The organism is Amycolatopsis dongchuanensis, assembly GCF_039542405.1.
GTDB classification, from domain to species: Bacteria; Actinomycetota; Actinomycetes; order Mycobacteriales; family Pseudonocardiaceae; genus Amycolatopsis_E; species Amycolatopsis_E sacchari.
The window spans coordinates 38,418-61,368 of the sequence record NZ_BAABIB010000075.1; the positions used below are offsets into that span (position 1 = coordinate 38,418).

Here is a 22,951-nt window from a genome sequence, read left to right on the forward strand (position 1 = left end):
TCCGCACCGCCTGTTCGTACCGCGCCCGCGGTGGCCCCCACACCCGTGCGGCCACTGCAACCGCTTCCGTCTCCTCGGATCCCGCATCAGTGGTCCCACTGAAACCGGTCGCTCAGAGCGGCACCTCCGCGTGGACGACGGTGCCCCGCCCCGGCGGGGACTCCAGCCGGAACTTCCCGTCGAGCGCCAGCACCCGGTCGGCGAGACCGAGGAGACCGGTGCCCGTGTCGCCGACGGCCGCGCCGCCCACCCCGTCGTCGGCGACCTCGACGACCAGGGTCCCGTCCTGTACCGCGAGGTCGATGGTGACCTCGGTGGCCGCCGAGTGCTTGATGGCGTTCGTGAGCGCTTCGGACACCAGGAAGTAGACGTTGGCCTCGACGATCTCGGCCGGGCGCGCGGGGATCGAGCAGCGCACCGACACCGGCAGCGGGCTGCGTGCGGCGAGCGATTCCACCGCCGCGGCCAGGCCGCGTGAGCTGAGGATGGCCGGGTGGATCCCCGCCGCGACCGCGCGCACGTCCTCGATCGCCGCCTCGGCCTCGGAGACCGCGTCGTCAGCGAGGCCGGACAGGTGCTCCGGCAGCTCCTCCTTGAGCAGATGCAGGTGGATGAGCAGCGCCACGAGCCGCTGCTGGACGCCGTCGTGCAGGTCCCGTGCGGTCTGCCGCCGGATCCACACCGTCGTCTCCATGGTGCGGCGCTGGGCGGCGCGGGCCTCCTCCGCGCGGATCCGCTCGGCCTCGTGCTCCCGCAGGGCCCGTTCGGCCGCGCGGTGCCGGGTCATGTCCGTGAACGCCACCACCACGCCCCGGCCGTCCTCCAGCGCCAGGGGTGCCGACCACCAGGAGACCGGGAACATCGTGCCGTCCCGGCGGATGAGCCAGTCGTCGTCCGAATGGGCCGGCGAACCGGTGAAGCGCGGCGACAGCATGCTGCACTCCTCGGCCGGGTACGGCTCCCCGGTCACCCGCTTGTAGTGCATCGTGTGATGACTCGACTTGCCCTTCAGCTGGGCGAGGTCGTCGTAGCCGACGGTACGGACAGCCGTCGGGTTGGCGTAGAGGATCCGGCCCGACTGGTCGCACACCCAGACCGGCTGCGGGACGCACTCGAGGATCGAGGCGAGCAACTGTTCGGCGGAAGGCACGTGCCCAGTCTGTGGCCGCGGCGCGGCGGGGGCGATCAGTCATCTGACTCGTTCACCGCGTCCCCGCGCCCGGCGAGCCCGGCCGGATCGACCGCGGTGAACCCGGCGATCGCGGCACCGGACAGCAGGAGCACACCGGCCGCGTGTGCGGCGGGGGCGTCCGCGATGGTCAGCAGCACGAAGCCCGCGACCAGGCAGGCGGCGGCCACCGGGGCGGCCGGGAGGCGGCGGGACCGGGAAACCGGTGCCGGTGCCACCGCGGCGCCGGGAGCCCGCCCGGGATCGAACCGGCCGGACAGGCTCAGCCGGAACAGGTAGCCCAGCGCGGGCAGCACGATGAGCGCACCGGCCACCGTCGCGACGACCAGGCAGACCAGCGTCCGCGTGTCCGCGGCGGCCATCCGCAGGGTCAGGCCGGGCAGCAGGAACGGCCGCTGCGCCACCGCCCAGCCCGCCACCAGTGCCGCGACCGCCGTGGCCGCGGCGAGCCGCGCGACCCCGAAGGACCGGCGGGCCACCAGCGCCAGCGACACGACACCGGCCGCGCCGGACACCACCACCGCCACCACGCCCCAGCCCGTGACGAGCCCCAGGAAGATCCGGTGGGCGTCGTGGTCGACCACGACCAGCCCGCCGATCGCCACGGCCCCGCACAGCGCGCCCGAGATCAGCGCCCGCAGCCGGAACGCGCGCTCCAGCTCGGCCGCCCGCAGCCGCCGGGCGTCGGCCGCCAGGTACACCGCGCCGAGGAAGGCGCTGGTGAGCACGGCCAGGCCACCGGCGAGCACCGAGGTCGGGTTCACCCACGAACCGACGAGGTCCCCACCCGAGGTGCCCACGGGGACGCGCCCGGAGGCCAGGGCGCCGATGACCGCGCCCAGCATGAACGGGGAGACGAGGCAGGCAAGGGCGAACGCGTTCTCGACGAGCGGCACGGGTCTGCCGATCGCCGTCTGCATCGCGTAGGTCAGCCCGCGCAGCACGATGCCCAGCGCCGCCAGCCCCAGTGGCACCGACAGCGTGGCCGACACCGAGCCGATGACGGTGGGGTACGCCGTCCACAGGACTGTGACGACGAAGATGAGCCAGACGTGGTTGGCCTCCCACACCGGTGCGTTGGCCTGGTGCGCGTGCTCGCGGATCCGGTCCGCGGCCGGACCCCGGCCGGCGAGCAGCTGCCACAGCCCGGCGCCGAAGTCCGCGCCGCCGAGGACGGTGTAGAGCACCAGGCCGATGAGCGCGAAAAGCAGGGGTAGCACCGCCATCGGATCACGCTCCTCCTGGTTGGCGCACCGACGGCGCGTCCGGAATGGACAGTGCGGGCAGCGGGGCACGAGCGAGGACCCGCAGCACCCAGATCAGCCCGGCGATCAGCAACGCGTACACCGCGGCGAGTGCGCCGTAGCCGAACGGGACCGTCGTGGCACCGGTGACGGCGTCCTCGGTCCGCATGACGCCGTACACCACCCAGGGCTGCCGGCCGACCTCCGTGGTGACCCAGCCCGCGATCAGCGCCACGTAGGCCACCGGAGCGCTGACCACCGCGGCCCGGTAGAACCAGCGCGTCTCCGGCAACCGCCGCGACCGCCGGACCAGGACGAGGAAGACCACCCCCAGCAGGGCCAGCAGCGTGCCACCGCCGACCATGGTCTGGAAGGCGTACCGCACGACGTTCACCGGCGGCTGGTCCGACAGCGGCACCGAGTCCAGGCCGGTGACGGTCGCGCCGGGATCGTGGAACGCCAGCAGTGACAGCAGGCGGGGGATCTCGATGCCCCAGATGACGTGCCCGTCGGTGTAGTAACCCAGCAGGTGCTCCGGAGCCCCCGCCGTGGTCGTGCCGAGCCCTTCGATCGCGGCCAGCTTGACCGGCTGCTGGACGGCCACGTCGCGGGCCACCCAGTCGCCCACCAGCACCTGCAGGGGTGCGGTGACCGCCGCGGCGGTGAACGGGATGGCGAACGCGGTGCGGTGGTAGCGGTCCCATCGGCCGCGCAGGCGCGCGAACGCGTAGGGCGCCGCGACGGCGAACCCGGCAACGAGATAGCCGGCGAGGTACATGTGCACGAACTCGTGCCAGAAGTACGAGTTGCCGAACAACGCGGTCAACGGCTGCACGTCCACCACGCGCCCGTTCTCGATCCGGAACCCCTGCGGGTGGTTCATCCACCCGTTCACGGCGATGACCATGAACGATCCGGTCAGCCCGCTGATCACAACCGGGATGCCCGACGCGAAGTGCAGCCGCGGGGACAGGCGGTCCCAGCCGTAGGCGTAGATCCCGAGGAAGATGGCCTCGACGAAGAACGAGAAGCCCTCGATCGCGAACGCCAGCCCGAACACGCTGCCGAAGGTCGCGGTGAACGAAGGCCACAGCAGGCCCATCTCGAAGCTGAGCACGGTCCCGGTGACCACGCCCGCCGCGAACAGCGCCACCATCACCTTCGTCCAGCGCCGGGCGAGCACCCGGCACACCGCGTCCCCGGTGCGCAGATAACGCCACTCCGCCCACAGGACCATCGCCGGGAACGCGATACCGAAGCACACCAACGGGATGTGGACCGTGAACGAGAGCGCCTGGAGCTGCCGGGCCTGGTCCAGGTACTCGGGCCCGGGGATCACGACGCGCTCCCGGCAGGCACGACCTCGACGACCACGTGCTTCATCAGCGGCTGGTCGCTCTGGCTGCTGTAGTCGCCGAGGGCGCACAACACGTTCAGCTCCGGCATGTACCCGGCCACGCTGCCGCGCGGCAGGTCGTACGCCACCGCCCGGTACCCGTACACCGACCGGGTGCTGCCGTCCCTGGCGAAGCTGGTGATGTCGATCAGGTCGAACTCGCCCAGCCCCCGCTCGGCCATGTCCGCGGCGTTCATGAACAGCAGCGTCCGCAGGTTGCGCACGCCGCGGTACCGGTCGTTGTCCGAGTAGATCGTGGTGTTCCACTGGTCGTGGGAGCGCATCGTCGACAGCATCAGGCGCCCGGGCGGCAGCACGACGTCCGGCAGCGGTGCGGCGTGGAACCCGGCGCGCCCGCTCGGCGTCTGGAACACCCGCTCCCGCGCGGGCTGGCGGATGCGGAAACCGAGGGGACGGCGGACCCGGCGGTTGAAGTCCTCGAAGCCGAAGAGGACCTTCGCCATGGTGTCGCGGATCCGGTCGTAGTCCTCGACGTAGTACTCCCACGGGGTGGCGGAGTCCGGCAGCGTGGCACGGGCCATCCCGGCGAGGATCGCGCATTCGGACTTGAGGTGCGGCGAAGGCGGCGTGCGCTTGCCGTAGGAGAGGTGGACCATGCTCATCGAGTCCTCGACGGTGACGCCCTGCTCGCCGGCGCGCTGCACATCCCGTTCGGTCCGGCCGAGGCACGGCAGGATCAGGGCCCGCTTCCCGTGCACGAGGTGGCTGCGGTTGAGCTTCGTGCTGACCTGCACCGTCAGCTCGGTGTTGCGCAGCGCCGCGAACGTGGTGGCGGTGTCGGGCGCCGCCAGCGCGAAGTTCCCGCCCAGCGCGACGAAAACCTTGACCCGGCCGGCCAGCATGCCCTGGATGGTGCCGACGGTGTCCAGACCGTGTTCGCGGGGCGACCGGATCCCGCACACCTCGTCCAGCCGGGCCAGGAAGTCCTCCCCCGGCCGGTGGTCGATCCCGCAGGTGCGGTTGCCCTGCACGTTGCTGTGCCCGCGCACGGGTGACACGCCCGCCCCTTCACGCCCGAGATTTCCCTTGAGCAGCAACAGGTTGACGATTTCGCGCACGGTGTCGCAGCCGTGTTCCTGCTGTGTGACCCCGAGGCACCAGGCGATGATCGTGCGGTGCGCGGCCACGTAGCGCCGCGCCAGATCACGCATCTGCCGCTCGGGCACGCCCGACTGCCGGACCAGCTCGGACCACGCCGTGGCCCGCACGGCTTCGCGGTAGCGGTCGAAGCCCTCCGTGTACCGCTCGATGAACTGCTCGTCGAGCGCCCCCGGATCGGTTTCGGCGTGCTCCAGCACCGCCTTCGCCACGCCGCGCAGCAGTGCCAGGTCGCCGCCGATGCGGGGCTGCACGTTCATCGTGCCGGTCCGGGTGGCGTGGAACGTGCCCATCGCCAGGAACTCGTGCGGCACGATCGTGCGCCGGGAAGCCGCCTCCACCAAGGGGTTGACGTGCACGATCTGCGCGCCGCGCCGGTGCGCCCCGGCGAGCGTGGTCAGCATCCGCGGCGCGTTCGAAGCGGCGTTCACCCCCATCACGACGATCAGGTCCGCCAGGTCCCAGTCGTCGATGTCGCACGTGCCCTTGCCGGTGCCGAGCGCCGCGGTCAGCGCCCGGCCGGAAGCCTCGTGGCACATGTTCGAGCAGTCCGGCAGGTTGTTCGTGCCGAACTCGCGCACCCACAGCTGGTAGAGGAACGTGGCCTCGTTGGACAGCCGGCCCGAGGTGTAGAACGACGCCTCGTGCGGGCTGTCCAGCCCGCGGAGGGTGGACCCGACGAGCTCGAAGGCGTCGTCCCACGAGATCGGGACGTAACGGTCGGTCGCGGGATCGTAGGTCAGGGGCTCGGTCAGCCTGCCCTGGTCCTCCAGCGCGAAATCGGTCCACTCCGCGAGCTCGCTCACGGTGTGCCGGGCGAAGAAGGACCGGTCCACCCGCTTGCGGGTCATCTCCCACGTGACGTGCTTGATCCCGTTTTCGCAGATGTCCAGGTGCAGGCCGTGCCGGTCGTCGGGCCAGGCGCAGCCGGGGCAGTCGAAACCGCCGTTCTCGTGGTTCATCCGGAGGATCGCGCGGGGCGCGGCCACGTACTCCCCCGATTTGGCGACCACGTTGAGGACGCTGCGGGCGGCGCCCCACCCGGCCGCCGGCGCGGAATCGTCCTTCTGCGAGAACGGCTCGTCGCGGTTGGGACCCCGCCCGCGCGCCGGTTCGCCAGGCGCGCCGCGGCCGAGTTCGTCCCCACGAAGAGCGTCCGGTTCCAGCGTCATGGTCTCGTCCCCTCTGTGTCACGCATGGGAAGTCCGCCCCCTCGATCCTCGAAGCGAGCAGGTGCGGACGCCATTACGCGCGCCCCACAGCGGTGCGTGGGGTTATCCCCACACGCGACGACGGAACCGGCGCTCGGCCGTCCTCAGTGGACTGGAAACCTTCGCCGCACGCGGCTCACTGACGGCCGAGGAGCGAGTCGGCGACGTGCTGGAGGTGCTTCCGCATCTCCTCGCCCGCGCCGTCCGGGTCGCGGTCGCACAGCGCCTCGACGATCCCGGTGTGTTCCCGGTGGTAGCAGCGGCGCAGTTCCGGGGTGGAGGTGCGGCGCTTGAGGCTGCCCCACACGGGCAGCGACCGGGCCGTGTTCATCACGTCGAACATGCTCATCAGCAGCCCGTTGTGCGCGGCCGTGGCGATGGACCGGTGGAGCCTGGCGTCCCAGCGCTCGAAACCGTCGAAATCGTCGCAGGCGCCGCCCGCGGCGAGGCATTCCCTGATCCGGTCGAGGTCGGCCTGCGTGGCCACCCTGGCCGCGAGCGTCGCCACCTGCGGTTCCAGCAGCTGGCGCACCTGCATGATCTCGGCCGGGCTCGTGTCCGCGGGCGCGCCGTCGAGCTGCCGCGACGCCTGCTCGGTGAGGAACGTGCCCCGGCCGACGTGCCGGACGACCAGCCCCTCCCGTTCGAGGGCCTCCAGTGCGCGGCGGACCGCGCTGCGGGGGGCGCCGAGCCGGCCCACCAGGTCCCGCTCGGTGGGCAGTTTGCCCCCCGGAACGAGGGTCCCTTCCGCGGTCCCCGCGCTCACCAGCGCGCGCAGCGCCTGCTCCACCGTCGTCACCGGCACACTGTACCGCACCGCTATTTGACCAATCGAGACCAATTGGTGCGGCAGCAACCTTTTTCTTCGCAGCTCTAGCCTCGCGACCACTTGTTCGCGTAGGGTCCTGGTGGTCAGATTGGTAATTATTGGTTAAGATTGGTTCAGCATATGAAGCTGGTGACCTTCGCCGCCGGGGACGCACCCCGGGTCGGCGTCGCCGATCCGGAGGCCGGCCTGGTGCGGGACGCGGGCGGCCTGCTCCCCGCGGGGACCGGCCTGCTCGACGTGATCGAGCGGTGGGACGAGCTGGGCCCGGTGCTCGCCGCCGGGGCGGCGGACCTGCCCGCGGTGCCGCTGGAGTCGGTGCGGCTGCTGGCCCCCATCCCGGTGCCGCGGCGGGACGTGTTCTGCGTGGGCAAGAACTACCGCGAGCACGCGGCGGAGTTCGGGCGCAGCGGGTACGACTCCCCGAGCCGCTCCGAGGAGCTGCCGGACAAGCCGATCTTCTTCACCAAGGCCACCACCGCGGTGATCGGACCGGACGCCGAGATCGACCCCCACCACGGCGTGACGAGCGAGCTCGACTACGAGGGCGAGCTGGCGGTGATCATCGGCCCCGGCGGGCGCGGGATCAGCCGGGAAAACGCTTACCAGCACGTGTGGGGCTACACGATCCTCAACGACGTCACCGCCCGCGACCTCCAGCGCGACCACAAGCAGTGGGTACTGGGCAAGTCGCTGGACACCCACTGCCCGATGGGGCCCTACGCGGTGACCGCCGACGAGGTCGCCGACGTGGCCGGGCTCGAACTGGAGACCACGGTCAACGGCGAGAACCGGCAGCTCGCGCTGGTGAAGGACCTGATCTTCGACATCCCCGACCTGATCTCGACGCTGTCGGCCGGGATCACCCTGCTGCCCGGCGACGTGCTCGCCACCGGCACCCCGGTCGGGGTCGGCATCGGCTTCACCCCACCGAAGTTCCTGCGCAGCGGCGACGTCGTCGAGGTGGCGGTCACCGGGCTCGGCGTCCTGCGCAACCGCGTCGCCTGACCAGCAAGGAGAAGCAATGCGAATCAACGGTAAGGACCTGGCCGTGGAGGTCGAGGGCGAGGGCCCGGCGGTGCTGTTCGTGCACGGCCTCGGCGGCACCTCGAACTTCTACCAGATCCAGGCCGGCGCGCTCGCGGCCACGCACCGCGTGATCCGCGTCGATTCCGCGGGCGCGGGCCGCTCCGGCCTCGCCGACGGCATCAGCGTGGAGTCCCACGCCGACGACCTCGCCGGGGTGCTCGACGCCCTCGGTGCCGAATCCGCCGCGGTGGTCGCCCATTCCATGGGGACACTCGTCGCGCGGGTCTTCGCGAACACCTACCCCGGCCGGATCACCGCACTCGCCCTGCTGGGCGCGGTGCGCGAACCGGCCGAGGCCGGGCGCCAGGCCCAGCGCGACCGGGCGGCCGTGCTGCGGGAAAAGGGCACCGCCGCGGTCGCGCCCGGGGTGGTCGCGAACGCGCTGTCCGAGACCACGCGGCGGGACAAGCCCGAGGTGGCCGCCTTCGTCCGGGAACTGGTGATGCGCCAGGACGCCGAAGGCTACGCCCGCAACTGCGAAGCGCTCGCCGCCGCCACCGACCCCGGTCCGGTCGACCCGGCGCTCCCGCTGCTCCTGCTCACCGGCGACCAGGACAAGGTGGGGCCGCCCGAGGCCAGTCACGAACTGGCGGACGCCCACGGGAACGCGACCGTCGACGTCCTGCCCGGCGTGGGGCACTGGACCGCGCTCGAAGCCGCCGACGCCGTCACCGAGCACCTGCGGAAGTTCCTGTAACAACCTCAACGAGGAGGAGGGCACCGATGCCCACGACCACCAGCAAGATCCTGTTCCGCGACGTGCGCATCCTCGACTCCACCGGCGCGGAGCCCTATCCCGGCGACGTGCTGGTCGAGGACGACCGCATCGCCGCGGTCGGCACGGTCGAGGCGGCCAGGGCCGAGGGCGCGCGCGTCGTCGAGGGACGCGGCCGGACGCTGATGTCGGGCCTGTGCGACGCGCACACGCACCTGTCCTGGAACAACTCGGCGGACCTCGAAGGGCTCGGCAACACCCCGGTCGAGGAGCACCTGCTGTTCTGCCTGGAGTCCGCGCGCACCTACCTCGACTCCGGCTACACCATGTGCCTCGGCGCGGCGTCGGCGAAGGAACGGCTAGACGTCGTCACCCGCGACGCCATCGACTCCGGCCGCTTCCCCGGGCCGCGTTACCTCGCGAACGGGCCCGAGATCGCCGTGACCGGCGGCGCGATCGTCAAGTCCATCACCAAGTTCGCCGACGGGCCGGAGGGCATGCGCAAGGCCGTGCGGGAGCTGGTGGCGATCGGCGTGGACCAGATCAAGCTGTCCATGACCGGGGAGGAGTTCACCGGCGACCTGCACGCAAACGACACCTTCTTCTCGGAGGAGGAGCTGGCGGCCGCGGCGGCGGAGGCGCACCGGTTCAACAAGCGGGTGTGCGCGCACGCGCGGAGCGCGGAAAGCGTGAAGATGTGCGTGCGCAACAAGGTGGAGATCATCTACCACGCCAGCTTCACCGACGCCGAGGGCATGGACCTGCTGGAGGCCAACAAGGACTGGGTGTTCGTGGCGCCGGCGATCAACTGGCTGATCGCGACCCTGTACGAGGCCGAGTCCTTCGGTTACCCGCAGGAGGCCGCGGAGGCGGCGGGCTACAAGATCGAACTGGACGCCGCCGTCGAGGGCCTGCGGGAGATGCACCGGCGCGGGATCCGGGTGCTGCCCGGCGGGGACTACGGGTTCGCGTGGACCCCGCACGGCACCTACGCCCGGGATCTGGCGCACTTCGTCGACCTGCTCGGCTTCACGCCCATGGAGGCGATCATCGCCGCCACCGCACAGGGCGGCGAGATCATGATGCGCCCGCACGAGCTGGGCAAGGTCCAGCCCGGCTACCTGGCCGACCTGCTGCTGGTCGACGGCGACCCGCTCGCCGACATCACGATCCTCCAGGACCAGACCCGGCTGAACTACATCATGAAGGACGGCCGGTTCCACAAGGAGGCCAGCGAAGCGCCGGCCAGCCTGCCGCAGCCCGTCTGACAGGTGCACGGGGTGCGGGGCCACCGTCTGAGTCCCGCACCCCTTTTCGCCCAGCATCGAGGAAACCCATGGCCTTGTTCGTCTGCCGCACCTGTCCCCGCTACGACAGCGCGGCCACCGGCACCTTCTGCCACGCCCTCCGCGCGGCCTTCGAGCGGAACGCGGGCACCGCACCCGGCGACGTGCGGTACGTGCAGTGCCTCGGCGGCTGCCCGGACGACGGCGTCGCCGCCGTCGACGGCCCTGGCAAGGCGCGGGTCCGCTTCACCGGCCTCACCGCCGACGACGCCGATGTACTGGCCGAGGCGGCCCGCGCCCACGACGCCTGCCTGACCGGCGCCCCGGGCGACTGGGAAATCCCCGCCGCGCTGCAGGACCGCATCAGCTCCATCACCCTCAAACGGCGGCCCACCGGCCCTCCCGGCGACTGAGCCGGGCGGCCTCGGCACCACCGCCGGGTCAGTCGCACCAGTACAGGGACGTCGGCGTGTCCGCCAGCACGCGTTCGCGGTCCGCCTCGTCCGGCAGCCAGACCGCCAGCCGGTCGAGCAGTGCCGCGTCGTCGGGCAGGGTCTCGCCCCGCAGGAACGCGACCGGGTGCGGCCAGTCGGTACCCCACACCACCCGCTCGGGAACACGGCGGCACACGGTCGCGGCGAAAGTGTCCACATCGGAGTATGTCGGCGGCCCGGTCACCGAGGAGAGGTAGAAGCCGGAGATCTTCACGTAGACGTGGCCGCGCTCCGCGAGCCGGAAGAGGGTGTGGGCGGTGGCGCTGTCCGCACCCGCCGGCTGGGGCGTCCACCCGAGGTGGTCGATGACCACGCGGCACGGCAGCGCGGCGACGACGTCCTCCCACCGGGGCAGGACCTCCTCACCGGAACCGGCGACGAGCTGCATCACCCAGCCGCGATCGGCCACCTTGCGCGCGAGGACGCGCAACTCGTCGGCCGTGGGAACGCGGTTCTTCGTGAGGTACACCCGAACACCGCGAACACCCGCGGCGTGCAGGTCCCACAGTTCCGCGAGATCCACGTCGGGGTCGACGATGACCACGCCCCGGGTGACGTCCGGCCCCAGCTCCGCGATCGACTCCAGCACGTTGAGGTGGTCGGTGCCGTAGTTCGACGGCGCGACGACGACCGACCGCGACAAGCCGAGCCACGTGCGGAACGACCGGTAGTCCTCGGCGGTGGCCTGCGGCGGTTTCGGTCCGCTGCCGGGAAAGCGGTCGTCGAAGATGTGGTGGTGGGTGTCGGTGGCCAGCGGCCCGGCGCGCAGTGCGGGCGGGGCCGTCTGGGTGGTGTAGGGGACCCCGGTCATGCCCTCACCGGTCCGCGGCGCGGTCGATGTGCCAGATCTCGTCGAGCATCCGGGAGCACTGCCGCGCCGAAACCGACCACCGGGCGCACCGTGCACCTCGCGGACCAGCTCCGCGCCGGAGGCGAGACGAACGGTGCGAGGGGACGTGCTGCGTGGTCACCGTCGTCATCGGCGTGACCTTCCCTCCGGTGTCAGTGGAAGCGCCACGCTACTTTTGCTATAGCACCGTGTCAAGAAGTGGCTTAATCTCACGCCGCGCGCGGGATGGCGGCACGAGTCCGGCCCGCGGCCTCGGCCAGGCGGGCGGCGAAGGTGCTGTCGGCTTCCGCGCGCGCGGCGATCCCGGCGAGTTCCGGTCCACCCGGGAGCAGCAGCAGGTCCACTCCCGCGTCAACGGCGGCAAGCGTGGTGTCGAGCAGGCCGCGGCCGTGCGTCGTGCTCGGGGTGTCCAGGTCGTCGCTGACGACGAGGCCGTCGAAACCCAGCTCCTCACGCAGTTCCCGCACGATCACGGGCGAGGTCGACGCCGGTTCGGCCGGATCGCTCGCCGCCACGACGACCGGGCCGGTCATGATCCCGCGCAGTCCTGCCGTGATGGCGCGGCGGAACGGCGTGTCCGCCACGCGCTCGCCGGTGGACGTCACGTCGTGCAGTGCGGGGTCCGCCGCGAGCTCCGGATGGCCGGGGAAGTGCTTGGCCACCGCGAGCACACCCGCACTCTCCACACCGGACACGAACGCGGCGCCGATGCGCGCCACTTCCTCCTCGTCGAACGGCAGCGTCCTGCCCTCCAGCCAGGAGTTGGCACCGGAAAGGACGTCCAGGACCGGCGCCAGGAACATGTTCACGCCGAGGGCGCGGGCGGCCCGGCCGACCGCGGCGGCGGCCGTGGCGATCTCCTCGTCGGGCAGCCCACGCAGCGAATCCGCAGCAGGAAACGCGGGAACCAGGTCGTGGAGCCGCGCGATGCCCCACGGTTCCTGGTCCACCGCGACGAGCACCGGCGCACCGGCCTCCGCTTCGACCGCCGCGACGAACTTCCGGAAGTCCTCCGCGGTCTCCTCCGCGCGCCGTTGGGGCGTCATCTCCCGCGCCACGTACTCCTCGCGGGTTTCGCCGATCAGCACCGACCGGGTGCCCCGCCGCAGCAGGTCCCGCAGCCAGGGCCCGACCGCCAGTTCACCCGCCACGGGCAGCAGGACGGTGTGCGCGTCTCGTTCGTGCGCGGTCATGGCCGCCTCTTCCCCAAGGGTTGGTTATACGATTAACTAGACGGCAGCGTACGCACGGATCCTTTGCCCCGCAAGCACAGCGGTAAGCTGACGGCCGGCACGAAGGGGAGCAGGCGTGACAGTCACGATGAACGACATCGCGCGAGCGGCGGGGGTCTCCCAGGCAGCCGTGTCCTACGCGTACAACCAGCCGCACAAGCTGTCGGCGGCGCGGCGCGAGCACATCCTCACGGTCGCGGCCGAACTCGGCTACGCCGGGCCGAACCCCGCCGGGCGCACCCTGCGCACCGGGCGCGTCGGCGCGATCGGCCTGCTGATCACCGACACCCTGGGGTACGCCTTCGACGACCCCGCGGCGGTGCAGCTGCTCAAGGGCATCTCCGAGGTCGGCGAGTTCGCGGAGGTCGCCCTCACCCTGCTCCCCTGCCCGCTGGAATCGCCCCGCCTCACCGAAGGCGGCGGCGTCCTGGTCCGCGGCGCGGTGGACGGGTTCCTCGCCTACGCCATGCCGGACGGGCATCCCGGCATGGCGACCGTCGTGGCGCGCGGCCTGCCGATCGTGGTGATCGACGGCTCCGATCTCGGGCACCTCCCCCGGGTCGGCATCCCGGACCGGAAGGCGGCGCGCGAGATCGCCGCACACGTCCTCGGCCTCGGCCACCGGCGCGTCGGCGTCCTCGTCGACCGCCTGGTGCCGGACGGCGCCGCGGGCCCGGTCACCCCGGCCCGCGAACGCGCGGCACGCGACCTGGTGAACAAGGAACGCTTGGCGGGCTATCGCTCGGCCTTCCGCTCAGCCGGGGTCAGCCGGCGGGAGACGACCGTGATCGAGGCGGGCGGCTTCGACTACGCGGCCTCCCGCGCGGCAGCCGCCGCGCTGCTGCGGGACCGGTCGCTGACCGCGGTGCTCGCCGCGACCGACGTGCTCGCCCTCGCGACGATCGACGCGGCCACCGAGCTCGGCCTGCGGGTCCCCCGCGACCTGTCCGTCACCGGGTTCGACGACATCGCCGAGGCGGCCAAAGCGGATCTCACCACGGTCCGGCAACCCCTCGTCGAGAAGGGACGTCAGGCCGCACGGCTGCTGCTCGACGTCATCGCGGGCGAGCAGGCCACCGCGGTCACGCTTCCCACCGAACTCGTGGTCCGCGGCAGCACAGCGCCTCCGCGACGCCGCTGAGTGATACGAATAACCCGCGACGCCACAAGGTGTGCAGCCGCGCCGCCGATCATTGCACACCTCGTGCCTCCCGCCCCTCGGCCTCGTCTCCTTACGCTGCGGACGACACACCACGACCATCCACTGAGGAGAGCCGAATGACCGAAACCTACGACTACGTCGTGGTCGGAGCGGGATCGGCCGGGTGCGCACTCGCGGCACGGTTGTCGGAGAACCCGGACGTCACCGTCGCGCTGGTGGAGGCGGGACCGATGCCTGCCGGGCGGTTGTTCGAGATCCCCGCCCTGTTCTCCCAGCAGCTCAAGACGTTCTACGACTGGGATTTCGAGACCGAGCCCGAACCGCACCTCGGCGGCCGCCGCGCCTACCTGCCACGCGGGCGCGTCGTCGGCGGGACGAGCTCGATGAACACGATGCTGTACGTGCGCGGTCACCGCTACGACTACGACACGTGGGAACGGCTCGGCAACAAGGGCTGGGCCTACGAGGACGTGCTCCCGTTCTTCAAGAAGTCCGAGGACAACCAGCGCGGCGCCGACGAGTTCCACGGCGTGGGCGGTCCGCTGACCGTCAGCGATCCCGTGTCCGTCCACCCGCTGCTCACGGCGTGGGTGGAGGCCGCCCAGAACGCCGGCCACGCCCCGAATTCCGACTTCAACGGCGCCGAGCAGGAAGGGGTCGGCTACTACCAGGTGACCCAGCGCGGCGGGCTCCGGTGCAGCAGCGCCGTGGCGTTCCTCGGCCCGGCCGCCGGACGTCCGAACCTGACCGTGCTGCCGTCCACACTCGCCTTGCGGGTGCACTTCGACGGCGACCGCGCGACCGGACTCGACGTCGACCACGCCGGCACGGTCCGGCGGATCGGGATCGACCGCGAGGTCGTGCTGTCGCTCGGTGCGTACAACTCGCCGCACCTGCTGCTGCAGTCGGGAGTCGGCCCGGCGGACGAACTGCGTGCCGCGGGTGTCGCGCCCCGGCACGACCTCCCCGACGTCGGCCGGAACATGCAGGACCACGCGGGCTGTTTCCTCAGCTTCTTCAGCAGCACTCCCCCGGTGCTCGGCCCGGACACCTCCGCGGAGGAGCGGCGGCTGCGGGAGGAGGGCACCGGCCCGATGGCCTGGACCGAGGTCGGTGGCTTCCTGCGGTCCGGCGACGACCTGCCCGCCCCGGACATCCAGGTGCACGCCGCGCTGGGCATCGTCCGGGACCAGGGGCTCGCCGCCCCGCTGGAACCCGGTATGTCCTTCGGGCCCTACGTGGCGCGTCCCGCCAGCCGGGGCAGCGTGACGCTGCGCCACTCGCACCCGTACGCCAAGCCTAGGATCCGCCACAACTACCTCGCCGACCCCGACGACCGGGCGCGGCTGCGGGAAGGCGTGCGGATGTGCCTCGAGATCGCCCGCCAGGCTCCCTTGACCGACCTCGTCGACGGGAACCTGAAGACGGCGGCCGAGGCCGGTCTCGCCCCGCGGTCCGACCGCGACGCCGACATCGACGAGTACATCGCGAGCCAGGCGTTTTCGTTCTACCACCCGTCCGGCACCTGCATGATGGGCAAGGTCGTCGACTCCCGCCTGCGGGTCCAAGGCCTGGAGAACGTGCGCGTGGCGGACACGTCGATCATGCCGACGCTGGTCACCGGCAACACCAACGCGCCCGCGATCATGATCGGCGAACGGGCCGCGTCGTTCATCCTCGAAGCTGTTTCCTAAGCGGCGGAGCCGCTTGCTCCCGCGCCGTCGACCGGCACCGCCACCCGCACCGCTACACATGCCACTTTCACAACATCCTCGAAGGAGATGACTGAACCGATGCGGGACTACCTGCCCGAGGACGTCGACCCCGGTTCGCTGGTGACCGTGGACGGCGAGCTCGACACCGACGTGCTGATCATCGGTTCCGGCATGGGCGGTTCGGCGCTGGCCTGGGCGTTGCGGAACTCGGGTGCGCGGGTCCTCGTGGTCGAGCGCGGCGGTTTCCTGCCGCGTGAGCCGGAGAACTCCCGGCCGGAGGAGATGCACCTCAAGGGCCGCTACAAGAACGCCGGCTCGTGGTACGACGGCTCCACCGGGCGCCCGTTCGCGCCGGGGACGTACTACTGGGTCGGCGGCAACACCCGGTTCTACGGCGCGATGCTCCCCCGGTTCCGGCGGAGCGACTTCATGGAGGTGCCGCACGCGGAAGGCGTGTCGCAGGCCTGGCCGTTCACCTACGACGACCTCGAGCCGTACTACGGTGAGATGGAGCGGGTGCTGCAGGTGCACGGGCAGGTCGGCGAGGACCCGACGGAACCGCCGCACTCGACGCCGTACCCGCACCCGGCCCTGCCCCACGAGCCGGTGATCGAACGCTTCTCGGAATCCCTGCGGCGACAAGGGATGCACCCCTTCCACACGCCGAACGCCATGAACGTCACCACGCTCGCCGACCGGGCCGCGGTGACCGCGGCGGACGGGTGTCCCGACAACACGGGCATGAAGTCCGACGCGGAGAACCGGCTGCTGATCCCCGCCCTGAACGCGGGCGTGCAACTCCTGACGCACGCACGCGCGACCAGGCTGATCACGTCGGCGGACGGCACGAAGGTCGTCGCCGCGGAGGTCGAGCACGAGGGGCGCACCATCCGGATCAACGCCCACCGGTTCGCGCTCGCGGCCGGTTCCGTCAACTCCGCCGCGCTACTGCTGAAGTCGTCCTCGGACCAGCACCCCGAGGGTCTCGGCAATTCGTCGGGGTTGCTCGGCCGGAACTACATGGTGCACAACAGCACGTTCTTCGTCGGGGTGAACCCGCTGCGCACCAACCGGACGAAGTGGCAGAAGACGTTGGGGCTCAACGACTTCTACGAGGCCGGCAACGGGGTCCCCTATCCGCTGGGAAACCTGCAGATGCTCGGAAAGCTGCAAGCCCCGATGCTGAAACCAGCCCGCCCGTGGGCGCCGATGTGGGCGTTGAAGTTCATGTCGGCCCGCAGCATCGACATCTACCTCACCAGCGAAGACCTGCCCTCGCGGGACAACCGGGTGCGCGTCGATGGCGACCGGATCATCATCGACTGGCAGCCGAACAACCTGCGTGCGCACCACGAACTCGTGTCGCGGGTGACGAAGCTCGTGCGCCGGTCCGGGTACCCGCTGACTTTCACGCAGCGCATGGGGATCGAGACGAACTCGCACATGTGCGGCACCGCAGTGGCGGGCACCGATCCGGCGCACAGCGTCCTGGATCCCCAGTGCCGCAGCCACGACGTCGGCAACCTGTGGCTCGCCGACTCGTCGTTCTTCCCGTCGTCCGCGGCGCTGAACCCGGCGCTGACGATCGGGGCCAACGCGTTGCGCATCGCCCCGTCCATTGTGGATGGTCTCGATGGCTGACCACCGGGTCGAGCACGACATGCTGGGTGACGTAAGAGTGCCCGCCGACGCGTACTACGGCGTGCACACCGTGCGGGCGCTGGCCAACTTCCCCCTCAGCGGGGAGACGTTGCGCGCCCGCCCGCACTTGATCACCGCGCTCGCCACGGTGAAGCAGGCGGCCGCGGGGGCCAACGGTGAGGTCGGCGCGCTCGACCGCACGCGCACGGAGGCGATCGCCGTCGCGTGCGCGGAAATCCGGCACGGGGCGCTGCACGACCAGTTCGTCGTCGACCTCATCCAGGGCGGTGCCGGGACGTCGACGAACATGAACGCGAACGAGGTCATCGCGAACCGTGCGCTGGAGTTGCTGGGCCACCGGCGCGGCGAGTACTCGGTCCTGCACCCGCTCGATCACGTCAACCTGGGGCAGAGCACGAACGACGTCTACCCGACAGCGGTGAAGCTGGCCCTGGACAGCCATGTCGGCGAGTTGCTCGGCGCGCTCGGCGGCCTGCGTGCGGCGTTCGCGGCCAAGGCGGGCGAGTTCGCCGACGTGCTGAAGATGGGCCGCACGCAGCTGCAGGACGCCGTGCCGATGACGCTCGGCCAGGAGTTCGGGGCGTTCGCGGCCACGATCGGAGAGGACGAGCAGCGGCTCGCGGAGGCGAGGCTGCTGCTGCACGAGCTGAACCTGGGCGGCACGGCGATCGGCACCGGTCTCAACGCCCGCCCGGGATACCGCGCGGCGGCGCTGGCGCACCTGCGCTCCCTCACCGGCATCCCGACGCTGGTGTCCTCACCGGACCTCATCGAGGCCACCCAGGACGTCGGCGTGTTCGTGCAGCTGTCCGGGGTGCTCAAGCGGGTGGCGGTCAAACTGTCCAAGATCTGCAACGATCTGCGGCTGCTGTCCTCCGGGCCGCAGGCGGGTCTGGGCGAGATCGGGCTCCCGGCGCGGCAGGCGGGGTCGTCGATCATGCCCGGCAAGGTCAACCCCGTGATCCCCGAGGCGGTCAACCAGATCGCGTTCGAGGTCATCGGCAACGACCTGACAGTGACCCTCGCGGCCGAAGGCGGGCAGCTGCAGCTCAACGCGTTCGAGCCGGTCATCGCCCGCGCGCTCACGGCGAGTCTGGACCACCTGACGGCGGGGGCGCGGGTGCTGGCGGACCGCTGCGTGCGGGGTATCACCGCGAACAGCGACCGGCTGCGGGAGATCGTGGCGTCCTCGACGGGTCTGGTCACGGCGCTCGGCCCCGCGCTGGGCTACGAGACGGCGAGCGCCATCGCGCTCGAAGCGCACCACACCGGCAGGCCGCCACTCGACCTCGTCCGCGAACGCGCCCTGCTCACGGAGGAGGAGGTGCTGGCGCTCACGACACCGGAGGCCCTCACGGGCCGGTGAAGGAGTGCAGCCGAACCGCTCCCCGGAAGCCGCGCTGGGAACCCCAGCTCCGGCCCTCCGGGGAGCGGTTCGGTGTATCCGGAAGGCGCCTGGTCCGTGCGGGGAGGCGGGTGAGCTGTGGGCGTTGAGGGACCAGCTTGACGCCCCAGCCCAAGTTCGGAGCTGCGAAGCTGCTGGTGCTCACAACCCCGGACCACTCACCGAACGGTGAAGCGCGAAGGGGCGGGAACCCGATCCGGGTTCCCGCCCCTTCGTGTGTGTTTCCCCGCGCGGGAACAAAACTCCCCGGCATCGAGAAGGCGATCCCACACCCGTGGAGGCTACGGCTGTGGGATCGCCTCGATCAGTGTCCCGTCAGAGGTGTTGTTCCGTGGCCCTCGTCTGGCGGTACTCGTCCTGCCGTTCGTCGGTCACGTAGGCGGGCACGGGGAAATCCCACCAGCCCGGGACCCACGGGCCGGCCGCGTCGCGGTCGGTGGGGACCTCCACGAGTGCGGGGCCGCCGGACTGGACGGCCTTGTTCAGCACCGGTTCGAGCGAATCGGCGTCGGTGACCTTCCACGACTCGATGCCGAAGGACCGCCCGAGCGCCGCGAAGTCCGGGCTGTATGGCGTGCCGTCGGGGTGCGAGAACTCGGTGCCGATGTGCCGCGACGTCTGCTTGCGCTGCCCGCCCCGGATCGACATGTACCCCGCGTTGTTCTGCACCACGAACACCACCGGCGCGCCCGTCGTCACGCTCAGCGCGATCTCCTGCGCCGTCATCAGGAAGTCCCCGTCGCCGAGGACGCACACCACGGTCCGGTCCGGCCTGCCCAGCTTCGCCCCCACCGCCGCCGGAACCGCCCAGCCCATGCTGGAGAACCCGCCGGACGTCAGGTGCGTGCGCGGCTCGTACACCGGGAACGTCTGCTTCACCGCGCCCTGCGTGTTGCCCGAGCCGACGACCACGATCGCGTCCCCAGGGAGCACCGAGCGCAGCGCGCCCAGCGGACGCTGCGAGGTGAACGGGAAACGGTCGCTGTCACGCCGGATGGCGAGCTTCTCCTCCCAGTCCCTCTTGAGCCCGGCGAGTTCTGCCAGGTACTCGGACCGGTCCGGGGACGCGGAAGGCAGCGAGTCGACGATCGCGGCGACCGTGCGCTGCGCGTCGGCCACGATGCCCACCTCGGCGGGGTAGTTCTTGCCGATCTCGTGGGGATCGATGTCGATGTGGATCAGCTTCGCGGGCGGGATGGAGAAGCTCACGCCCTTGGCGTAGCTGGACGCCGACCAGTCCGTGAACCGGCAGCCGATCGCGACGACGACGTCCGCCGCACTGGCCACCGCGTTGCCCACCAGCGTCCCGGTCTGGCCGACGCTGCCCGCGAACAGCTCGTGGTCCTCCGGGAACGCGCTCTTGCCGTTCCACGTCGTCACCACCGGGATGCGCCACCGCTCGGCAAGCGCCCGCACGTCGTCCGCGGCGTCCGAGGTGATGGCGCCACCACCCACGACGATCACCGGACGGCGTGCCTCACGCAGCACCGACACCGCGCTGTCCACGGCCTCGGGGTCCGGGTGCTGCTTCCCGACCGGGATCCGGCGCCGCAGGTCGTGCAGGTCGACCTCGGCGGCCTCGGCCTGCACGTCCATCGGCACTTCGAGGTGGACGGGGCCGGGCCTGCCGGTGAGCATCGAGTTGAAGCACCGGTGCAGCACGAACGGCAGCTCCTCGACCCGGGTGACCACCCAGTGCCGCTTGCTCACCGCCTCGGCCACCTTGGGGAAGTCGTTGGCGGTGTAGCGCTCCAGCTCCTGCAGCAGGCCGTGGCCCCGCATGTGGGTCGGCGGGCCGCCGGTGATGACCAGCACGCTGGTCGAGTCGGTGAAGGCGGTGCCCATCCCGATGACGGTGTTGCTGGCGCCGGCGCCGATCGAGGTCACGGCCGCCATCGGGCGCCCGGTGGCGCGGTAGAAACCGTCCGCCAGGTGCACGGCGCTCTGCTCGTGGAACGTCTGCACGAACGGGATCTTCGACTCCTCGTCGAGGAAGGCGTCGGTCAGCGACCAGATCCCGTGGCCGGGGATGCCGGCCACGTAGTCGACGCCGTAGTTGCGCAGCGTCTGCGCGACGATCTGACCTCCGGTGAGGACAGGCATGGGGTTGCTCCCAACTCGCTCTGGTGTTCGGTGTTCCTCGTCATGCGCCCTTGCGGGCCGCCCAGGCGAAGCCCTGGGCGCACAGCCGCGTCACGGCGGGGTTCTGGAGGTCGTCCAGGTCGTGCCCGACCGCGCTGTAGAACACGCGGCCGCTCCCCCACGTGCGCGTCCACGCCTGCGGCATGGTGCGGCCCGCCAGCCACGGCAGGTGCTCGCCGTCGAAGGTGGTCTCGGCCAGCACGGTGTTGTTGGGGTCGACCGACATGTAGTACTGCTCCGAGGCCACCCGGAAGTCCAGCACCCCGCGCGTGATCTCGTGTTGCTTGTCCACAATGGACACCTGGTAGGGGTGCTTGACCCCTTCCCCGGCGGGGTGTTCCAGGAAGCTCCCGCCGAGGAGCAGGTGGTACCTGATGCTCAGCCGGAAGGCCGCGGCGGCGCCGTGCCACGCGGCGATCCCGGTGCCCGCCTCGACCGCCGACAGGAGGCTGTGCTCCTGTGCCGCGGACAGTCCTTCCGCGAGGAGGGCGTTGTTCCAGTTGAGCGCGATCAGGTCGTAGCCGGTGAGGTCCGCGTCGAGCGCGAAGATGTCGTTGGTCTCCTCCACGTCGAAGCCCAGCTCGGCGAACAATGGCTTGGCCCACTTTTCGGCGATCTCGTAGGGCTTGTGCCCCGGCCAGCCGCCGTAGAGGTACAGCACACGGGTCATGGTTGCTTCCTTTCTGCCGTGACCGCCATCCTCGCCGCCCGGGCGCGAAGCCGCTCCGCGATTTCGATGGCGTCCCCCTCCGGGGCCGTCGACTTCCGTTCCGGCTTGGCCACCAGCAGGTACACCAGCCCCACCGCGGACACGACGAGGAAGCCGATCAACGCGATCCACCGGTCGACGAACGGCGTGTCGGCGTCCCCTGTCGGCGCTGCCAGCAGGATCATCGCGAGCACCCCGTAGACCAGCGCGGCGACGTTGATCGCCAGTCCCGACCGGCCCAGGGTCCACGCGCCCGCGGGCCGCCAGCCCTTCAGCCGCATCCGCAGCGCGGCGAGGACGACCAGCTGGAACGCCGCGTACCCGGCGAGGACCTGGAAGGCCGCGATCCGCACGAGCGAGTCCGGGGAGAAGTAGACGAACACGAAGATCAGCAGCGGCGCCACGTTCACGGCGAGCAGGGCGTTCCTCGGCGCGCGGTGCTTGCGAGTCACGCGCGAGAACAGCCGCGAGCCGGGGAACATGTCGTCGCGGGCGAAGGAGAACACGATCCGGCTGGCCGCGGCCTGCTGGCTCATCACCCCGGCGATGAACGACGTGATGGCGACCGCCAGGACGATCTTGGTGCCGACCGTGCCGAGCGAGGCCTGCAGGATCGCGGGGATCGGGTTGGCGTCCTGCCCCGCGATGATCGACTGGAGGTCGGGTGCGGCGAGCGCGTACCCGGCGAAGGCGAACAACGCCGCGAGCCCGCCGACGACCACCGTCAGCTGCATGGCCTTCGGGATGCTGCGGGCGGGGTTGGGCACCTCTTCGGCGACCTCGCCACACGCCTCGAACCCGTAGTACAGGAACAGGCCGACGAGCGACGCGCCGAGGAACGCGCCGAGGTAGCCGCCTCCGTCACCGGTGCCGATGCCCTCGAAGAAGATCGACACGGAGTTGTGCCGCTGGAAGATCAGCAGGTACAGGCCGACGAGGATGATCCCGATCAGCTCCGCGGCCAGCCCGATCTTGGAGATCAGCGCGAGCGTGCGCGTGCCGAAGCTGTTGCAGACGAGGCAGACCAGGGTCACGGCGACGGCGATGACGAGCCGCTGGCCCGGTGAGGACGAGATCCCCGGCTCCTCCGCCGTGCCGCCGAACAGGCTCGCCACGAAGTCCGAACTGAACAACGCGGTGCTGGTGATGCCGATGGTGATGCAGCAGATGTAGGTCCACGCGGTGAACCAGGCGTAGCGCCCGTTCCACAACCGCCTCGACCACTGGTAGAGCCCGCCCGCGAGCGGGAACTGCGAAACCACCTCGCCGAAGACGAGCGCGACCAGCAGCTGCCCGAGCCCGATGACCACGATCCAGAAGATCGACGGGCCGCCCGCCGCGGACAGCCCCACGGCGAACAGCGACACCACCCCGACGAGCGGGGACAGGTACACGAAGCCGAGCGCGAAATTCCCCCACAGGCTGACTTTCCGGTCGAAGCGTTGCTCGTAGCCGAGTGCGGCGAGCAGCTCCGCGTCCTCTCGGGACGACACCGGTCCTTGCGG

18 protein-coding genes are annotated in these 22,951 nt (G+C 71.0%); 8 read left to right on the forward strand and 10 right to left on the reverse strand.

Features of this window, described 5'->3' with window-relative positions; translation table 11 throughout:
- Window positions 1–112 precede the first annotated feature (112 nt).
- From ABFX51_RS17805 to ABFX51_RS17825, 5 genes are all read right to left on the reverse strand, one after another.
- A complete protein-coding gene (locus tag ABFX51_RS17805) occupies window positions 113–1,150 on the reverse strand; it encodes a PAS domain-containing sensor histidine kinase (RefSeq protein ID WP_091510736.1) in 1,038 nt (345 codons plus the stop codon).
- 35 nt (window positions 1,151–1,185) lie between these two features.
- Window positions 1,186–2,415, reverse strand: a complete 1,230-nt coding sequence (locus ABFX51_RS17810) for a cytochrome d ubiquinol oxidase subunit II (RefSeq protein ID WP_091510734.1) — start codon at window positions 2,413–2,415, stop codon at window positions 1,186–1,188.
- Window positions 2,416–2,419: 4 nt separating this feature from the next.
- Window positions 2,420–3,772, reverse strand: coding sequence for a cytochrome ubiquinol oxidase subunit I (locus ABFX51_RS17815; protein WP_346054285.1), 1,353 nt, complete (start codon window positions 3,770–3,772; stop codon window positions 2,420–2,422).
- Window positions 3,769–6,120 (reverse strand): FdhF/YdeP family oxidoreductase, encoded by a 2,352-nt coding sequence (locus tag ABFX51_RS17820; RefSeq protein WP_346054286.1) that lies wholly within the window; start codon window positions 6,118–6,120, stop codon window positions 3,769–3,771. The genes ABFX51_RS17815 and ABFX51_RS17820 overlap by 4 nt, the downstream gene beginning before the upstream one ends.
- A gap of 175 nt (window positions 6,121–6,295) precedes the next feature.
- A complete protein-coding gene (locus ABFX51_RS17825) occupies window positions 6,296–6,958 on the reverse strand; it encodes a FadR/GntR family transcriptional regulator (RefSeq protein WP_245783191.1) in 663 nt (220 codons plus the stop codon).
- Between the two features lie 150 nt (window positions 6,959–7,108).
- On the opposite strand from ABFX51_RS17825, the gene ABFX51_RS17830 reads away from it, so the two are divergent.
- From ABFX51_RS17830 to ABFX51_RS17845, 4 genes are all read left to right on the forward strand, one after another.
- Window positions 7,109–7,993, forward strand: a complete 885-nt coding sequence (locus ABFX51_RS17830; RefSeq protein ID WP_091510728.1) for a fumarylacetoacetate hydrolase family protein — start codon at window positions 7,109–7,111, stop codon at window positions 7,991–7,993.
- Between the two features lie 16 nt (window positions 7,994–8,009).
- Window positions 8,010–8,771, forward strand: coding sequence for an alpha/beta fold hydrolase (locus ABFX51_RS17835; protein ID WP_091510726.1), 762 nt, complete (start codon window positions 8,010–8,012; stop codon window positions 8,769–8,771).
- Window positions 8,772–8,797: 26 nt separating this feature from the next.
- On the forward strand, window positions 8,798–10,057 hold the full coding sequence (locus ABFX51_RS17840) for a metal-dependent hydrolase family protein (protein WP_091510723.1): 1,260 nt from the start codon (window positions 8,798–8,800) through the stop codon (window positions 10,055–10,057).
- 68 nt (window positions 10,058–10,125) lie between these two features.
- Window positions 10,126–10,488 (forward strand): thioredoxin domain-containing protein, encoded by a 363-nt coding sequence (locus ABFX51_RS17845; RefSeq protein ID WP_091510720.1) that lies wholly within the window; start codon window positions 10,126–10,128, stop codon window positions 10,486–10,488.
- A gap of 28 nt (window positions 10,489–10,516) precedes the next feature.
- On the opposite strand, the gene ABFX51_RS17850 is transcribed toward ABFX51_RS17845, so the two are convergent.
- Complete coding sequence (locus tag ABFX51_RS17850) at window positions 10,517–11,380, reverse strand: amidohydrolase family protein (protein WP_091510717.1); 864 nt, start codon at window positions 11,378–11,380, stop codon at window positions 10,517–10,519.
- Between the two features lie 248 nt (window positions 11,381–11,628).
- The gene (locus ABFX51_RS17855; protein ID WP_091510715.1) at window positions 11,629–12,612 is read right to left on the reverse strand and encodes a glycoside hydrolase family 3 N-terminal domain-containing protein; all 984 of its coding nucleotides are present in this window, start codon (window positions 12,610–12,612) and stop codon (window positions 11,629–11,631) included.
- A 115-nt stretch (window positions 12,613–12,727) separates the two neighbouring features.
- On the opposite strand from ABFX51_RS17855, the gene ABFX51_RS17860 reads away from it, so the two are divergent.
- The 4 genes from ABFX51_RS17860 to ABFX51_RS17875 all read left to right on the forward strand — a co-directional run bounded on the left by ABFX51_RS17860 (window position 12,728) and on the right by ABFX51_RS17875 (window position 18,556).
- Window positions 12,728–13,792, forward strand: a complete 1,065-nt coding sequence (locus ABFX51_RS17860) for a LacI family DNA-binding transcriptional regulator (RefSeq protein WP_218153522.1) — start codon at window positions 12,728–12,730, stop codon at window positions 13,790–13,792.
- 137 nt (window positions 13,793–13,929) lie between these two features.
- On the forward strand, window positions 13,930–15,507 hold the full coding sequence (locus ABFX51_RS17865; protein WP_091510711.1) for a GMC family oxidoreductase: 1,578 nt from the start codon (window positions 13,930–13,932) through the stop codon (window positions 15,505–15,507).
- Between the two features lie 87 nt (window positions 15,508–15,594).
- The gene (locus tag ABFX51_RS17870) at window positions 15,595–17,169 is read left to right on the forward strand and encodes a GMC oxidoreductase (RefSeq protein ID WP_346054287.1); all 1,575 of its coding nucleotides are present in this window, start codon (window positions 15,595–15,597) and stop codon (window positions 17,167–17,169) included.
- Window positions 17,162–18,556, forward strand: coding sequence for an aspartate ammonia-lyase (locus ABFX51_RS17875; protein ID WP_346054289.1), 1,395 nt, complete (start codon window positions 17,162–17,164; stop codon window positions 18,554–18,556). The genes ABFX51_RS17870 and ABFX51_RS17875 overlap by 8 nt, the downstream gene beginning before the upstream one ends.
- A 354-nt stretch (window positions 18,557–18,910) precedes the next feature.
- Here the strand turns inward: ABFX51_RS17875 and ABFX51_RS17880 are convergent, their stop codons facing one another.
- From ABFX51_RS17880 to ABFX51_RS17890, 3 genes are read right to left on the reverse strand one after another with little or no spacing between them, the layout of a single operon-like run.
- Complete coding sequence (locus ABFX51_RS17880; protein ID WP_091510695.1) at window positions 18,911–20,698, reverse strand: thiamine pyrophosphate-binding protein; 1,788 nt, start codon at window positions 20,696–20,698, stop codon at window positions 18,911–18,913.
- A 40-nt stretch (window positions 20,699–20,738) separates the two neighbouring features.
- Window positions 20,739–21,407, reverse strand: coding sequence for a ThuA domain-containing protein (locus ABFX51_RS17885; protein WP_091510694.1), 669 nt, complete (start codon window positions 21,405–21,407; stop codon window positions 20,739–20,741).
- On the reverse strand, window positions 21,404–22,939 hold the full coding sequence (locus ABFX51_RS17890) for an APC family permease (RefSeq protein ID WP_218153521.1): 1,536 nt from the start codon (window positions 22,937–22,939) through the stop codon (window positions 21,404–21,406). The genes ABFX51_RS17885 and ABFX51_RS17890 overlap by 4 nt, the downstream gene beginning before the upstream one ends.
- Window positions 22,940–22,951 lie beyond the last annotated feature (12 nt).